The organism is Rhodococcus antarcticus (assembly GCF_026153295.1).
Taxonomy (GTDB): Bacteria; Actinomycetota; Actinomycetes; order Mycobacteriales; family Mycobacteriaceae; genus Rhodococcus_D; species Rhodococcus_D antarcticus.
The window spans coordinates 3410292-3425201 of sequence record NZ_CP110615.1 but is presented as its reverse complement, the minus strand read 5'-3'; the positions used below and the strand labels follow the sequence as shown (position 1 = coordinate 3425201).

Annotated in this window: 14 protein-coding genes and 1 riboswitch; of the genes, 4 read left to right on the top strand and 10 right to left on the bottom strand. The window is 72.7% G+C overall.

Features of this window, described 5'->3' with window-relative positions:
* The first annotated feature begins 105 nt into the window (after window positions 1-105).
* Window positions 106-552, top strand: a complete 447-nt coding sequence (locus RHODO2019_RS16715; protein ID WP_290428880.1) for a MarR family winged helix-turn-helix transcriptional regulator — start codon at window positions 106-108, stop codon at window positions 550-552.
* A gap of 59 nt (window positions 553-611) precedes the next feature.
* Window positions 612-796: riboswitch (cobalamin riboswitch) on the top strand.
* 138 nt (window positions 797-934) lie between these two features.
* Window positions 935-1948, top strand: a complete 1014-nt coding sequence (gene nicT, locus RHODO2019_RS16710) for a Nickel transporter NicT (protein WP_435532238.1) — start codon at window positions 935-937, stop codon at window positions 1946-1948.
* A 4-nt stretch (window positions 1949-1952) separates the two neighbouring features.
* Here the strand turns inward: nicT and RHODO2019_RS16705 are convergent, their stop codons facing one another.
* From RHODO2019_RS16705 to RHODO2019_RS16670, 8 genes are all read right to left on the bottom strand, one after another.
* Entirely contained in the window at window positions 1953-2330 is a 378-nt protein-coding gene (locus RHODO2019_RS16705) for a MarR family winged helix-turn-helix transcriptional regulator (RefSeq protein ID WP_265384835.1), read from the bottom strand.
* A gap of 477 nt (window positions 2331-2807) precedes the next feature.
* Entirely contained in the window at window positions 2808-4208 is a 1401-nt protein-coding gene (gene dnaB / locus RHODO2019_RS16700; RefSeq protein WP_435532143.1) for a replicative DNA helicase, read from the bottom strand.
* Between the two features lie 499 nt (window positions 4209-4707).
* Window positions 4708-5163, bottom strand: coding sequence for a 50S ribosomal protein L9 (gene rplI, locus RHODO2019_RS16695; RefSeq protein WP_265382834.1), 456 nt, complete (start codon window positions 5161-5163; stop codon window positions 4708-4710).
* 22 nt (window positions 5164-5185) lie between these two features.
* Complete coding sequence (rpsR, locus tag RHODO2019_RS16690; protein WP_265382833.1) at window positions 5186-5422, bottom strand: 30S ribosomal protein S18; 237 nt, start codon at window positions 5420-5422, stop codon at window positions 5186-5188.
* An 88-nt stretch (window positions 5423-5510) separates the two neighbouring features.
* On the bottom strand, window positions 5511-6074 hold the full coding sequence (locus tag RHODO2019_RS16685) for a single-stranded DNA-binding protein (protein ID WP_265382832.1): 564 nt from the start codon (window positions 6072-6074) through the stop codon (window positions 5511-5513).
* A gap of 40 nt (window positions 6075-6114) precedes the next feature.
* Window positions 6115-6402 carry a 30S ribosomal protein S6 gene (gene rpsF, locus RHODO2019_RS16680; protein WP_265382831.1) on the bottom strand — a complete coding sequence of 96 codons (288 nt, stop codon included), beginning with the start codon at window positions 6400-6402 and terminating at the stop codon, window positions 6115-6117.
* Window positions 6403-6554: 152 nt separating this feature from the next.
* Window positions 6555-7520: a hypothetical protein gene (locus tag RHODO2019_RS16675; protein ID WP_265382830.1), complete on the bottom strand. Its 966-nt coding sequence runs from the start codon at window positions 7518-7520 to the stop codon at window positions 6555-6557.
* A 64-nt stretch (window positions 7521-7584) separates the two neighbouring features.
* Entirely contained in the window at window positions 7585-8583 is a 999-nt protein-coding gene (locus tag RHODO2019_RS16670; RefSeq protein WP_265382829.1) for a hypothetical protein, read from the bottom strand.
* A gap of 167 nt (window positions 8584-8750) precedes the next feature.
* Here RHODO2019_RS16670 and RHODO2019_RS16665 point away from each other — a divergent pair, with 167 nt between their 5' ends.
* A complete protein-coding gene (locus RHODO2019_RS16665) occupies window positions 8751-9521 on the top strand; it encodes a deoxyribonuclease IV (protein ID WP_265382828.1) in 771 nt (256 codons plus the stop codon).
* An 8-nt stretch (window positions 9522-9529) separates the two neighbouring features.
* Window positions 9530-10918 carry a hypothetical protein gene (locus tag RHODO2019_RS16660; RefSeq protein ID WP_435532142.1) on the top strand — a complete coding sequence of 463 codons (1389 nt, stop codon included), beginning with the start codon at window positions 9530-9532 and terminating at the stop codon, window positions 10916-10918.
* Here the strand turns inward: RHODO2019_RS16660 and RHODO2019_RS16655 are convergent.
* A complete protein-coding gene (locus tag RHODO2019_RS16655; protein ID WP_265382826.1) occupies window positions 10899-12533 on the bottom strand; it encodes a glycosyltransferase family 87 protein in 1635 nt (544 codons plus the stop codon). The genes RHODO2019_RS16660 and RHODO2019_RS16655 overlap by 20 nt on opposite strands.
* Before the next feature lie 37 nt (window positions 12534-12570).
* Window positions 12571-14892, bottom strand: coding sequence for a transglycosylase domain-containing protein (locus tag RHODO2019_RS16650; protein WP_265382825.1), 2322 nt, complete (start codon window positions 14890-14892; stop codon window positions 12571-12573).
* Window positions 14893-14910 lie beyond the last annotated feature (18 nt).

The following is a 14910-nucleotide window of genomic DNA, read 5'->3' as shown; positions in this document are numbered from 1 at the left end:
CACGCATGCTTCCGTCGCTGACCTGCAGGTCCGGCCGGCCCGGGGGGCGCCCGCCTACACCGGTCGCGCACGACACAGTCGCGCCCGCGGACGTATCGTGGCGGGATGACCACGCCCGCCGCCGTCACCCTCGACGAACGCCTCTGCCTGGCGCTCTACACCGCCTCCCGCGCGATGACCTCGCGCTACCGGCCCCTGCTGGGCGAGCTGGGCCTGACCTACCCGCAGTACCTCGTCATGGTCCTGCTGTGGGAGGAGGGTGACGCCTCCGTGGGCCAGGTCGGTGCACGGCTGGACCTCGAGTCCAGCACGCTCTCCCCCCTGCTCAAGCGGCTCGAGGCGATGGGGCTGGTCACCCGCACCCGGGCGAGCCGCGACGAGCGCTCGGTGACCGTCGGCCTGACCGCGGCCGGCCGTGGCCTGGAGGCCCGCGCCGCCCACGTCCCCGCCGCCATCTGCGACGCGACCGCCCTGACCACTCCGGGCCAGGCGGCGCTCGTCGCGCAGCTGCGCACGCTGGCGGTCGAGCTCGCGGCCTCCCTGGAGCCGTGAGCCCCTACCTGCGCACGTCTGAAGAAGTGTTCAGGCTTGCCGGCACCACGCCCGCCGGGCTACGCTCGCCGCGCCTCGGTGCTCGGGAATCCGGTGAGACACCGGAGCGGCCCTCGCCACTGTGAGCAGACGAGCTCGGACCATCTCGCCACTGGGTGCCACGCACCTGGGAAGGCGGTCCGGGCAGCGGAGCGAACCTCCGACGTCCGCGAGCCAGGAGACCGGCCGGGGCACGCTCGATCCCGTCCACGAGGTGCTGGAAGAGGAACTCCCTGTGTCGCTGACCCCTTCGTCGCTCACCGCTGTCCCCACCGTGTCCTCCGCCCGGCTGAGCCGCCCCGAGTGGCGCAGCGTCGCCGGTGTGCTCGGCGTCGTCCTCGTCATGAACGTCGTGGCCTGGGCGGTGCTCCTCGGAGCCGTCGTCCCCCAGAACCTGACGCTGGGGGCGCAGGTGTTCGGCGTCGGCCTGGGGGTCACCGCGTTCACCCTCGGGGTCCGGCACGCCTTCGACATCGACCACATCGCCGCCATCGACAACACCACCCGCAAGCTGCTCGCCGACGGGAGGAAACCGGTCTCGGTGGGCTTCTGGTTCGCCCTGGGCCACTCGACGATTGTCGTCATCCTCGCGGGACTCGTCGCGGTGGGGGCCAAGGTCGTCGGGACCCTGACCAACGCCGACTCCTCCGCCCACCAGGCCCTGGGCATCATCGGCACGTCGGTGTCCGGCACCTTCCTGCTGCTCATCGGAGTGCTCAACCTCGTCGCGATGGTCGGCATCGTCCGCGTCTACCGCCGCGCCCGCACGCAGGGCTACGACTCGAGCGCCCTCGACGCCGCGCTCGACGACCGCGGGTTCATCACCCGGCTCCTGCGCCCGCTGATGCGATCCATCCGCCACCCCGCGCAGATGTACCCGATCGGCCTGCTGTTCGGCCTCGGCTTCGACACCGCCACGGAGGTCACCCTGCTGGTGCTCGCCGGCGCGGGGGCGGCGGGCGGGCTGCCCTGGTACGCGGTGATGGTGCTGCCGCTGCTGTTCACGGCCGGCATGACGCTGTTCGACACCCTGGACGGCGCGTTCATGAACGTCGCCTACCGGTGGGCCTTTGCGAACCCGATCCGCAAGATCTACTACAACCTCACCATCACGGGCCTGTCGGTGGCCGTGGCCATCATCATCGGCGGCATCGAGCTGGTGGGGGTGTTCCACGCGAAGCTCGCGCTGGACGACCCGGTCACCAACGCCATCGCCCGGGTGGACCTCACGAACGTCGGCTTCATCGTCGTCGGGCTGTTCGTCGTGGTGTGGGCCGCTGCCGTCGCGTTCTGGAAGCTCGGCGGGGTCGAGCAGCGGTGGGCCCTGCCCGAGCGGGTGGGGACCGACGCGGACTGAGGGGTCAGGACGCGGAGGCGGTGCGGAGCCGGCCGGTCAGCGCCTGCAGCGCGTCACGCATCTCGGCCAGCGCCTCGCGGTCGAAGCCGGTGGCGGCCACCACCTGCTGCTGGGCGGCCGCTGCCCGGTCGCGCAGGGCCAGCCCGGCCGGGGTGACCGTCACCTGCACCGTCCGCTCGTCCTCCACCCGACGCCGACGCGTCAGCAGGCCCAGCCCCTCGAGGCGCTTGAGCAGCGGGGACAGCGTGCCGGAGTCGAGCTGGAGCCGGTGACCGAGCAACCCCAGCGTCACGCTGTCCTGCTCCCAGAGCACGAGCATCACCGCGTACTGCGTGTACGTCAGACCGATCTCGTCGAGCAGGGGGCGGTAGCAGCCGGTCATCGCTCGCGAGGCGGTGTTCAGGGCGAAGCACAGCTGCTCGTCGAGCACGAAGTCCTCCGTCGCGGTCACGCGCCGAGCGTACCGGGGCCGACGCCCCGGGAGCGAGAAACCGGGCGGCCGCACCCGGGCGTGCCCGTGGCAGGGGGGACGCCGCGGGGAGCCGCGGGAGGCTCAGGGCGTGCCGGGCCCCCCGTCCAGCGTGGACGACCGTGCCGCACGGTGGAGGACCCGCTGGTCAGCAGCGGCGCCTACGGTGAACCCATGGCCGTCTGCACACCCTGTCGGGAGCCGCACAGCGCCGTGCAGTGCGTGGACGCGGTCGCCGGACGCACCGGGGTGGCGCGTCGGTGCGTGTGCCAGCACCGCACCCGGGGTCCGGTGCTCCCGACCGCCGACGTGGCCCCCGGTCCCGAGTGCGAGGTGCCCCGGGCGCTGCGACCCCCCGCCCCGGGTGCCCGCTGGTCCGACGCGCCCCGCTCAGCCGCGGGCCATGTTCACGAAGCGTGAGTAGTGCAGCTGCGGCACCACGGTGATGGTGTCCGTGGGACCGTTGCGGTGCTTGCCCAGGATGAGGTCCGCCTCGCCGGCCCGCGGGTCGTCCCGGTCGCTCGCGTCGGGGCGGTGGATCAGGATCACCATGTCCGCGTCCTGCTCCAGCGAGCCCGACTCACGGAGGTCCGAGAGCATCGGCTTCTTGTCCGCGCGCTGCTCAGGGCCACGGTTGAGCTGGCTGATCGCGACCACCGGGACCTCGAGCTCCTTGGCCAGCAGCTTGAGGTGCCGGGAGAACTCGCTGACCTCCTGCTGGCGGCTCTCCACCTTCTTGCCCGAGCTCATCAGCTGCAGGTAGTCCACAACGATGAGCTTGAGCCCGTGGCGCTGCTTGAGGCGCCGGGCCTTCGCGCGGATCTCCATCATGGTCAGGTTCGGTGAGTCGTCGATGAACAGCGGCGCCTCGCTGATCTCGCTCATCCGCCGCGCCAGCCGGGTCCAGTCGTCGTCGGTCATCTTCCCCGAGCGCATGGCCCCGAGCTGGATCTGCGCCTCGGCCGAGAGCAGCCGCATGACGATCTCCGTGCGGCTCATCTCCAGGCTGAACACCACGCTCGGCATGCCGTGCTTGATGGAGCACGAGCGCACCCAGTCCAGTCCCAGGGTCGACTTGCCCACGCCGGGCCGCGCCGCGACGATGATCATCTGGCCGGGGTGCAGGCCGTTGGTGATCGCGTCGAAGTCGTCGATGCCCGTGGGGACGCCCAGCGACATGCCGCCACGGCTGGCGATGGCGTCGATCTCGTCCATGGTCGGCTGGAGCAGCTCCTCCAGGGCGACGAAGTCCTCGCTGGTGCGCCGCTCGGTCACCTCGTAGACCTCGGCCTGCGCCCGGTCCACCACCTCCGCCACGTCCTGGCCGTCCGCCCCCGCGTAGCCGTACTGCACGATCCGCGTGCCGGCCTGCACGAGCCGGCGCAGGATCGCCTTCTCCGCCACGATCTCGGCGTAGAAGCCTGCGTTGGCCGCCGTGGGGACGGTGGCGATGAGGGTGTGCAGGTACGGCGCGCCGCCCACGCGACGGAGCTCGCCACGACGGTCGAGCTCGGCGGAGATCGTGATGGCGTCCGCCGGCTCGCCCCGGCCGTAGAGGTCCAGGATGCAGTCGTAGACGGACTGGTGGGCGGGACGGTAGAAGTCGGCCGAGGCGAGCACCTCGAGCACGTCCGCGATGGCGTCCTTGCTCAGCAGCATGCCGCCGAGCACCGACTGCTCGGCGGCCATGTCCTGCGGCGGCTGGCGGCCGAAGTCCTCGCTGGGGGGCTCGGCCCTGGGGGCGCCCTGCGCCGGTGCGAGCGACCGTCCACGATCGTCGACCAGCGCCACGAGCGACCTCCTCCACCTCACCGAACGGATCCCGCCCGGTCTACCCACCAACCCCGACAGTTCCCGCGGTGCGCGCGGGGTCCGGGACCAGGTGACGGTAGGGCGCCGGAGGGGGCTGTCCAACCGCCCGTGTGCGCAGACCTGTGGAGCACGTGGGGACAACTCGGCGTGTCGGGACCAACTTGTGTGCACCACCTGGGGACAACCTGGGGACAACGGGAGTCGTCATCCACGTCCCTGCAGATCAGAGGGTATTTCTGGCGCTCAGGGCCTGGGGATGGAAACCCGTTGCGGCGTGTCGCTGGGGTTGACACGTCGGGCGTGTCCGGTGAACTCCCGGTGATGCCGCTCACCGGCCCGCGCGTCGTGCACAGCAGCTGTCCACAGCCCTGGTGGGCGGAGACCCGGACGCCGAGGACCCCCGTCGACCGGGGTCGACGGGGGTCCTGGAGCGGGCTGCACCCGCGTCTCGAGGCACGGCCGGGGCCGTGGTCGAGGGTCAGCTCGCGGCGACGACCTCGAGGGTGAACTGCGCGGTGACCTCGGGGTGCAGGCGCACCGTGATCGCGTGCTTGCCCGCGGACTTGATGTGCTCCGCCGGCAGCTCGATGGTGCGCCGGTCGAGGACCGGACCGCCCGCGGTCTTGACCGCGCCGGCGACGTCACCCGGGGTGACCGAGCCGAACAGCTTGCCCGACTTGCCGGCCGCACGGACCGGCAGCGACACGGCGAGACCCTCGAGCGCGGTCTTCACCTCGTTGGCGTGCTCGAGACCGCGGATGGCCCGGGTCTCCTGCGCGCGGCGGATGGACTCGACCTGCTTCTCGGCTCCGCGGGTGGCCTGGATGGCCAGCCCGCGGGGCAGCAGGAAGTTGCGGCCGTAGCCGTCCTTGACCTCGACCTTGTCCCCGGGCTCACCGAGGTTGGCGACGTCAGCAGTGAGGATGAGCTTCATGTCGTGTGCAGTCCTTCCTCGGTCAGCGACCGGTGGTGGTGTACGGGATGAGGGCGACCTCGCGGCAGTTCTTGACCGCCTGGGCGACCTTGCTCTGGTGCTGGACGCAGTTGCCGGTGACGCGGCGCGGCCGGATCTTGCCCCGGTCGCTGATGGCCTTGCGCAGCACCATCGTGTCCTTGTAGTCGATGAGCTCGACCTTGTCCTTGCAGAAGGCGCAGACCTTCTTCTTGATCGGCTTCTCTGGCGCCTTGGCCATGGAACTTCTCCTGATCTGTGACCCGACCGGTGCCCGGGGGCACTCGGTCGGGGTCCTGCGTGCGTGCGAGCCGGGCTGGGGGCCAGGCTCAGAACGGCGGCTCGTCGGAGGAGCCACCGGAACCACCGAAGGAGCCGCCGCCGGAGCTGGCCGGGGCCGAGCCCCACGGGTCGTCACCGCCGGCGGAGGAACCACCGGACGAGCCACCCCGGGAACCGGCACCGCCGCCACCACCGTTGCCGCCACCACCGTTGCCGCCACCGAACCCGCCGCCGCCGCCGTCACCACGGCTGGCCTTGTTGACCTTGGCCGTGGCGTACTTCAGGGACGGGCCGACCTCGTCGACCTCGAGCTCGATGACGGTGCGCTTCTCTCCCTCCTTCGTCTCGAACGACCGCTGCTGCAGCCGTCCGGAGACGATGACCCGCGAGCCGCGGGTGAGGGACTCGGCCACGTTCTCCGCGGCCTGGCGCCAGATGTTGCAGCGCAGGAACAGCGCGTTGCCGTCCTCCCACTGCGACGTCTGCGCGTTGTACTTGCGCGGGGTGGAGGCCACCGTGAAGGTGGCCACCGCCGCACCCGAGGGGGTGAAGCGCAGCTCCGGGTCGGCCGTGAGGTTGCCGACGACGGTCATGATGGTCTCGCCTGCCATGGTGTCTCCTCCGAGTTCGGTGGGGACCTGAGCGGTCTGCTCAGGCGTCCTGCCGCATCACCTTGGTACGGAGCACCGACTCGTTCAGGGACAGCTGGCGGTCCAGCTCCTTGACGGTGGCCGGCTCGCACGCGATGTCGATCACCGCGTAGATGCCCTCGGCGTGCTTGAGGATCTCGAAGGCGAGCCTGCGCTTGCCCCAGACCTCCACCTTCTCGATCGAGCCGCCGTCCTTGCGGACCACGTTGAGGAACGTGTCGAGCGACGGAGCGACGGTGCGCTCGTCGAGGTTGGGATCGAGGATGATCATCAGTTCGTAATGACGCATGGGACCTCATCACCTCCTGTGGGCTTGGTCGGCTGCGGTCTCTCCGCAGCAGGAGGGTCGTTGCGTCAGCAACTGCCCCACTCTAGCCGACAGCCCCGTGACCTGCGAAATCGCGGGTCGCGGGGCTGGGCCTGGCGGGGTGGTGGCGACGGTCAGGCGGCGACCGGGGCGGTGCGCCGGAGCACGACCGTGCGGACGAGCGTGGCGGAGGTGCCGGAGAGCAGCAGCACGGCGAGCAGGGTGGCGATGCCGACGGTGCCGGGGGTGCTCGCAGCACCGAGGGACTCGACCTGGCTGGCCCGCGCGACCCCGTCCGCGGGACCGGCCGTGCCGTCCGAGCCGAGGATGCCGAACTGGGGGGCGTAGCCGGGCACGGAGCTGCCGTACAGCGCGCTGGGCGATAGCCCGCGGCCGGCCCCGCCGGCAACGGCGTACGGGGTGCCGGCGTAGCTGTAGAGCGGGACGCGACCGAAGCTGTACTGCGTGGCTGTACTCGTGGTGACCTGGGAGAGCAGGTCGCCCATCTGCGCACGGTCGACGCTGCCGGTGTAGGTGGGGGACGCGCCGGGGACGGAACCGGCCGCCGCGGGGCTGCCACCCTGCGGCGTGCCGCCGGCCTGGGGGCTGCTCCCACCCTGCGGGGTGGCCCCCGCGCCGCTGCCGACCGCGGGTGCCGCGGCGCCGCCGGCGGCGGGCAGCTGGGGCAGAGCCGGGACCTGGAGGTTGACGGGAGGCAGCACGGTCGGGAGCGCGGGCACCGTGACCGGGGGCAGCGGGACAGCCGACTGGATGGTGACCGCGGCCTCGCACAGGTTCTTCACCACGCCGCCGAAGCCTGACGTCAGAGTGCCCTGCAACGTCTGGGCCCCTGAGCCGGACACCGTCTGCGGATCGCCGACGTTCACCGTCCCCAGGATCGGGAGCGCGATGACGAGCTGGACGGAGCTACCCGGCGCAACCGAGACGGGTGCGGTCGGCCGGTTCACATCGATGGAGCAGGTGATCGGGGTCGGGGTGGCCGCTGCTGCGGAACCGCCGCCCAGCAGGGCTCCTCCGGTGACCACCGAGGCCACCACTGCCCCAGCCACTGCTGCGCGGGCGCGCTGTCCTGTCCGCATGATCCCTCTTCCCACACGTCGTCCCCCTGCGCAGACGTGCGCGGGGGAGTGGTCCGTCACAGGCTCAACGACGGTGGCTGTGCTTGGTGACGGGAGCCACCGTCGCGGTCGCGAGGGCGGGGACCGTCCGCAGGACCCACTGGCGCACCGTGACCCCCGCGACGGCGGCCAGCGCGAGCACCGCGACGAACACCACCAGACCGGGCCGGCTGCCCAGCTGGGAGTCCAGGGCCTGCACCGTGGACTCCGAGGCCGCGGTGGCGACCGGGATGGAGCCCAGCGAGCCGAACTGCGCCGCCGAGCCGCTGGTGGAGAAGCCCGCCAGCATGGGCGAGCCGAAGATGGAGGGTCGACCGCCACCGGCGGGGAGCAGGCCCGGGGAGCCGAGCACGCCGGGGCCTGACGTGCCGGTCACCGCGCTCCCGGGTGCGGCCGGGGTGGGCGCCACCGACGGCAGCAGAGTGGTGCCGGGCGCCCCACCCGCCACCGAGCCGGTGACTCCGCCGCCGGTGCCGGTGCCGGTGCCCGGCAGGATCGTCCCGGCGCCGGGTGCGGTCGACCCGGTGCCCGTCCCGCCGGAGGCCCCGCCGGCGGCCGGGGCGGGAGCCTGCGTCGCCGCGGGTGCAGCGCCACCCCCCGCGCCGACCTGCACCGAGCCGCCCCCGGGGACCGGGACGGCGACGGGCGGGGCCGCCGCCACGGCGGAGGCGACCGGGGCGACGGCGCTGACGACCGGGTCGGTGACCGCGGGGGGCACGGCCGCGACCACCGGGTCGACGACGGTGACCACGACCCGGCACACCGTGCCCAGCAGCGTGCTGATCGGGGCCGTCAGCACGTTGGTGCCCGCACCCCCCGCCGAGATCGCGCCGCCCAGCGGGATCCCGAGCAGCGTCAGCTGGATGTTCGTGCCGCTGGCCACCGTCGCCGAGGACCCGCACTCCACGTTCACGACCGGCGCGGCCGCCGAGGCCGTGCCGGGGGAGCTCAGCGCGAGCACCAGGCCGGTCAGCCCCACCGCGACAACGCTCCGGACGATCCCACCGTCGACGACAGACCTCATGCGACACCTCCGCGACCAGGACCCGTGCACGGGTCACCCTGATCTGTGAACGCAGTGACCCGGGCCACAGGTTCGAACCGTCACCCGTCTGGGGCAATACCACCGGGCCCGTGGCCACCCTCGCGGACGGGCGGGACGGGTCGGGGCCACCGCCTACCCTGTGGCCCATGCGCATCGGAGCCCACGTCCGGGACGACGACCCCGTCGCAGCCGCAGCCGCCCTGGGTGCTGAGGTCGTCCAGCTCTTCGTGACCGATCCGCAGGCCTGGGCCAGGCCCACCCCGCACCCCCGGGCCCAGCAGCTGCGGGAGAGCGACCTGACGGTGGTCGTCCACTCCGCCTACGTCATCAACGTGGCCAGCCTGAACAACCGCATCCGCATCCCGTCGCGCAAGGCCGTGGTGCAGCAGGCCGAGGCCGCGGCCGAGCTGGGGGCGGTGGGCCTCGTCGTCCACGGCGGGCACGTCCGGGCCGGGGAGGACGAGGCGGACGGCATCGCCAACTGGCGCAAGCTGTTCGAGCGCCAGGCCGACGCGGGCGGCTTCGCGGTGCCGATCCTGGTGGAGAACACCGCGGGCGGGGACAACGCCATGGCACGCCAAGTCGACGTCATCGCCCGGCTGTGGGACGCCATCGGTGACCACGGGGCCGGGTTCGTGCTGGACACCTGCCACGCGTGGGCCGGCGGGGAGGCGCTCGTCGACGTCGTGGAGCGGGTGCGGGCCGTCACCGGACGCATCGACCTGGTGCACCTCAACAGCTCCCGCGACGCGTTCGACTCCGGCCGTGACCGGCACGCCAACCTCGCCGACGGCACCATCGACCCCCAGGTGCTGGCTGCCGTCTGCGCCGCAGCCGACGCCCCCGTCGTGCTCGAGACGCCGTCTGCGGGCGTTGCGGAGGACCTCGCCTTCCTCCGCACCGCCCTGGGCTCCTGACCGCTGCGGTGGCGGCCGGGCCCCGGCCCGGACGCCTCGTCCTCGTGGTCGTCCTGCTGACCTGCTGCGCGGTGCTGGTGCTCGGCTACGCCAACAAGGCCCGTTGCACGGGGCCCACCTTCGACGGCGACGGCCGCAGCACCGCCTTCGCGGAGCGCCAGGACGCACAGGTCTGCTACTCCGACGTGCAGGCCCTGTGGCTCGGCCGCGAGGTGGACCAGCACGTGTTTCCCTACGTGCACGGCGCGCTCAGCGCCAACGGAACCCTGGTGGGGGGGAGCCTGGAGTACCCCGTGCTCACCGGGCTGCTCATCTGGGTCGCCGCCCTGGGCGCGCACACCGATGCGGGGTTCCTGCTCGCCACCGCCCTGCTGCTGGCCCCGTTCGGCCTGCTGACGGCGTGGCTGCTGGCCCGGATGACCCGATGGCGGGCGCTGCTGTTCACCGCCACCCCGCCGCTGGTGCTCTACGCGGTGCAGAACTGGGAGCTGCCGGTGGTGGCGTCCTCCGTGCTCGCCGTGTGGCTCGTCTCGTGCTGGCGGGTGCCCCTGCGGCGACGAGCCGTGGTGGCCTCGGTGGTCCTGGGCGTCGGGTTCTGCCTGAAGCTGTACCCGGGGGCGTTCGTGGTGCCGCTGGCGCTGCTCGTGCTCACCGGTGGGGTGGGCGGGCGGGAGCTCCCCGGGCACGTCCGCCGGTTCGACGTGCGGGGCGCGCTGGCGGTGGTCGGGGCGGCGGGCGCCACCGTCGTGGCCGTCAACCTGCCGTTCGCCCTGGTCGGCCCCGAAGGCTGGTGGGCGTCGTTCCGGTTCCAGGGCCTGCGCAAGGCCGACCTCAGCACCAACTCCATCTGGTACTGGGGATTGCGGCCGATCGTGGACAGCAGTGGGAGCTCCAGCGGCAGTGACGCCTACCAGCGCGTGGTGTCGGTGGCGTCCCCGACCCTGGTGCTGCTGGCGTTCGCGGCCGCAGCGGCGCTCGGCTGGCGGCGGTACCGCCGCGAGGGCACGTACCCGTGGCTGGCCGTGAGCGCCGCGATGCTGTGCGGGTTCCTGCTGCTGCACCAGGTGCACTCCCCGCAGTACACGCTGTGGCTGTTGCCGTTCCTGGTGCTGCTGCGCGTGCGCTGGCCGCTCGTGGTGGCCTACCTGGTGGCCGATCTCGCCATGGAGGTCGGGATCTTCCGGTACTTCGAGCTCGGCCTGCGCGAGCAGGTGCGGCCGGGGGCCACCGCCCTGGTGCCGGGCTCCGGCGCCGGCCTGCTCGACCAGCTGACCCCGGCCGCGGTGCTGCTCGGGGTGTGGGGCCGGGCCGCGCTGCTGGTGGTGCTGTTCGTGGTGTTCCTGCGCAGCACCCCGGTGGGTCCGGTCGAGCCGGCGCTTACCCGCTCACCCCGGTGACCACCGCACGCGCCGGACGCGCCGCACGCGCCGGACGCGCCGCACGCGCCGGACGCGGGCGCAGGAACCCGGGCAGCCACGCCGGGGGTGCGTCCGGGGCGCAGTCCAGCACCCCGCCCACCGGGTCGTCCACCCCACCGGCGCGCACCAGGTCCTCGCCCGGGCGCAGCACCTCCCGCACGACCACGGCGCACAGCACGAGCACGGCCACGTCCCGCAGCACCACCGTCCCGGTGAAGAACTGCTCCGGCAACCCCTTGTTGGCCGTGCCGAGGAAGTAGTACATGAGGGGCACCCACACCAGGGCGTCCAGCACCATCCAGGCGAGCAGCAGCCGGGTGCGGGGCAGCGCCAGCGCGGCCAGCGGCACCAGCCACAGCGAGTACTGCGGACTCCACACCTTGTTGGTGATCAGGAACCCCGCCACCACCAGGAAGCACAGCTGGGCCACGCGCGGGCGCCGCTGCGCGGTGAGCCCCAGCCCGGCGACGGCCGCGCAGACCAGCACGAACAGGGCCAGGCTCACCTCGTTGAGCACGGTCGGCGCCTGCCCCGGCGCCAGCGGTCCGTCGAACCCCGGCCAGCCGGTGAACGAGGTGACCACGTTGTAGAACGAGTCCGGCTCCGGCCCGCGGGTGGTGTTCAGCCGGAAGAACTCACCCCAGCCCTGGGGGTAGAGGAGGTAGATCGGCGCGTTCACCACGCCCCAGGCCAGCGCCGCGCCCGACGCGGCCTTCACCCACTCACGGATCCGCCCGGTGCGCACGCAGAGCACGAGCAGCGGGCCGAGCAGCAGCAGCGGGTACAGCTTGGCCGCGCCCCCGAGCCCGAGCAGCACCCCGGCGAGCACCGGCCGCTTGCGCGACCAGGCGAGCAGGCCGGTGGCGGCGAACGCGGTGGCCAGCGGGTCGAAGTTGGTGAACGCGTGCACCGCCACCAGCGGGGAGCCGGCCACCAGCGCCGCGTCCCACACCCGCCGACCGGTCACCCGCACCGTGGCCCACACGGTCACCAGCCACGCCAGCGCCAGCCCGAGCGCGACCACGGTGAAGTAGACGACCACCTCGATCGCCGACGGCAGCGGGAGCGTGCGCGCCGCCGACACCCACGCCTTGGTGACCTTCATCGAGCCCCACTGGTAGAGCCCGGTGAGCACCGGGTACTCCATGTACCGGGTCATCTCCTGGGGCGTGCCGGGGTTCTCCACCCAGGACGTCTCGTACGGGAAGGCGCCGGTGTCGAGGCGCTCGGCCCCGTACAGCGGCACCGTGTCGGAGTAGCACATCGCGACGTACTGGCGGCTGCCGCCCCAGTCCAGCACGGGCGCGCCGTCGGCACCCGGGGTCTGCTGCAGGCAGGCGGCCTTGCTGCCCCAGCCCAGGGCGAGGAACACCACGGCCAGCAGCAGCACGACCCGCAGGGGGGTGAGGAAGCGGCTGCGCCCGACCAGGGCGTGCCGACCCACCGGACCACCGACCACGGTGCTCACCCGGGCGACGACGGGGTCGGCCAGGGTCGGGGCGACCCGGTCGGTGCCGACGACGAGGCTCCGGCGCCGGCGGGCGGCCGGGACGGGGGAGACGAGCGTTCCGGCCTCGTCGGCATCACCCTGCACGGAGCAGGACTCTACCGACGCGCCGGTGAGCGGGAGGTCAGCCGGCCGGCTGCGGCGGGGGTGGCTGCAGCGAGCCGCCGGGCGGCGCGCCTACGGGGGGCGCAGGCGCGGGCCGCGCGGTGGTGATCGGTGGGGCGGTCGTCGTCGGGGCGGTCGTCGTCGGGGCGGTCGTCGTCGGGGCGGTCGTCGTCGGGGCGGTGGTCGTGGGGGCGGTGGTCGTCGGGGCCGGGGCCGGGGCCTCGGAGGTCGTCACCGCCGGCGGGGCCTCGGTGGTGCGGCGCGGTGCCTGCCTGGTGGACGGCTGTCCACCGCTCGCGTCACCGTTGAGGGGGGGCGCGTCCGGGAACGTCTCGTTCGGGGTGCCGTCCAGCGCGCCGTCCATGGTCCCCTTCCAGATGTCCGAGGGCAGGCCCGAGCCGTAGATGATCTGCCCCGTCGACGTCTTGGCCGAGGCCTGTCCGTCCAGCCCGGTGGTGGTCACCACGCTGGCCGTGCACAGCGAGGGGGTGCAGCCGATCATCCAGCCGTTCGCGTTCTCCCCGGTGTCCTTCAGCTGGGCGGTGCCCGTCTTGGCCGCGGACTGCCGCCCGCCGGCCAGCTGGTGGTTGCGCGAGGACTTCGCGATGGGCTCCATGGCGGAGATGACGTTCTGGGCCACCGCGGGGTCGATGGCCGGGGTGCCGGGGTTCGGCGTGGCGGTGCGGTCGAGCAGGACGCGCCCGTCGGACGTGGTGACCTTCTGCACGAAGTACGGGGCGTGCTGCATCCCGTCGTTCGCCAGCGTGCCGTAGGCGGCCGCCATGTCCAGCGGCGGTACGCCGTACTGGCCCAGCGCGACACCGTCGGTGGCTCTCCCGCCCGGCAGCTCCACCAAGGACGGCACCGTCGCCCCCTTGGCGTCCACGTAGGTCGCGGGGATGCCGGCGGCGTGCGCGGTGTCCACCACGTTCTTCGCCCCCACGTCGTCGGTCAGCTGGTAGTAGACGGTGTTCAGCGAGAGGACGAGCGCCTGGGCCAGCGTGCAGCTGCCGCAGTTCTCCCCGTCGGAGTTGGCCACCTTCTGCCCGGCGATCGTCTGCGGGGAGGACCCGTCGAACTTCTTGCTCAGCGGAACGCCCTGCTTCAGGGCCGTGGCCAGGGCGAAGACCTTGAACGACGAGCCGGGCTGGATGGCCCAGGTGGCCGCGAAGTCGGTGCCGCTTCCCTGGCTGTTGCCGTAGTAGGCCCGGACCGCACCGGTGCGCGGGTCGACGGAGACGCTGGCCGGCCGGAGGTTCGCGGGCTGGTCGGCCAGGGTCTTCTGCACGGCGCTGACGGTGGACTGCTGAGCCTGCTGGTTGACCGTGGTGACGATCTGCAGACCCGCCTTGTTCAGCTGGTCCTCGGTGATGCCGTTGGCCGCGAGCTCCTGCTTCACCTGGCTGACGATGAGCCCCTCCGGCCCGTCGGTGGCCGTGCCGGTGTCGGCCGTGGTCCGGGGCTGCACGGCGGGGTAGGTGAGCGCGGCCCGGTCGGAGGCGCTGATCCAGCCCTGGCCGACCATGCCGTCGAGCACGAAGCCCCAGCGGTCCTGCGCGGGACCGGGGTTGGTCGCCGGGTCGTAGGCGGCGGGGCTGCGGATCGAGCTCGCGAGCACCGCGGCCTGGGGCACCGTGAGCTTGTCGACCGACGTGCCGAAGTACGCCTGGGAGGCCGCGGCCACGCCGTAGGCGCCGCGGCCGAAGTAGATGGTGTTGAGGTAGGCGGTGAGGATGTCGTCCTTGGAGACCTGGCGCGCCATCTTCGTGCTGATCACCAGCTCCTTGAGCTTGCGGGTGATCGTCTGGTCGTTGCCGGTCAGCGCGTTCTTCACGTACTGCTGGGTGATCGTGGACCCGCCCTGGGTGTCGCCACCGGTGACGTTGTTCAGCACGGCGCGCCCGATGCCGGTGACCGAGAAGCCGGGGTTGGTGTAGAACGTGCGGTCCTCGGCCGCCAGCACGGCGTAGCGCAGCTGCAGCGGGATCTGGTCGATGGTCACGTTGGTGCGGTTGCCCTCCGGGGGCACGATCGTGGACAGCGCGGTGCTGCCGTCGTCGTAGAAGACCGTGGCCACCTGGTCGTTCTTGATGTCGGCGGGGTTGGGCACCGACACCAGGACGTAGGCGACCATGAAGGCCACGATCGGTCCGATGATGCCGAGCGCGACCAGGGAGTACAGCGTCCGACGGGCCCGGCGCCACTGCAGCTGGCGAGGGGACAGCGGCTGGCCGGTGCGGCGCGATCGTGCCTGCTTGCGCGTCTTCGGAGCGCGTCGCGACCGACCCTCCTGCTGCGCGCGCTCGGCGCGGCGGGATCCGGGTGGGGGCTGATGTGTCACGACGGGGTCTCCAGGGGG

Bases quoted from the DNA above. Each gene is read 5' to 3' on its own strand.
- RHODO2019_RS16705 (WP_265384835.1), bottom strand. From the start codon at position 2,330: ATGACCGGCTGCTACCGCCCCCTGCTCGACGAGATCGGTCTGACGTAC.
- nicT (WP_435532238.1), top strand. From the start codon at position 935: ATGAACGTCGTGGCCTGGGCGGTGCTCCTCGGAGCCGTCGTCCCCCAG.
- RHODO2019_RS16685 (WP_265382832.1), bottom strand. From the start codon at position 6,074: ATGGCAGGCGAGACCATCATGACCGTCGTCGGCAACCTCACGGCCGAC.
- RHODO2019_RS16665 (WP_265382828.1), top strand. From the start codon at position 8,751: ATGCGCATCGGAGCCCACGTCCGGGACGACGACCCCGTCGCAGCCGCA.
- rpsR (WP_265382833.1), bottom strand. From the start codon at position 5,422: ATGGCCAAGGCGCCAGAGAAGCCGATCAAGAAGAAGGTCTGCGCCTTC.
- RHODO2019_RS16675 (WP_265382830.1), bottom strand. From the start codon at position 7,520: ATGCGGACAGGACAGCGCGCCCGCGCAGCAGTGGCTGGGGCAGTGGTG.
- RHODO2019_RS16715 (WP_290428880.1), top strand. From the start codon at position 106: ATGACCACGCCCGCCGCCGTCACCCTCGACGAACGCCTCTGCCTGGCG.
- RHODO2019_RS16670 (WP_265382829.1), bottom strand. From the start codon at position 8,583: ATGAGGTCTGTCGTCGACGGTGGGATCGTCCGGAGCGTTGTCGCGGTG.
- rplI (WP_265382834.1), bottom strand. From the start codon at position 5,163: ATGAAGCTCATCCTCACTGCTGACGTCGCCAACCTCGGTGAGCCCGGG.
- rpsF (WP_265382831.1), bottom strand. From the start codon at position 6,402: ATGCGTCATTACGAACTGATGATCATCCTCGATCCCAACCTCGACGAG.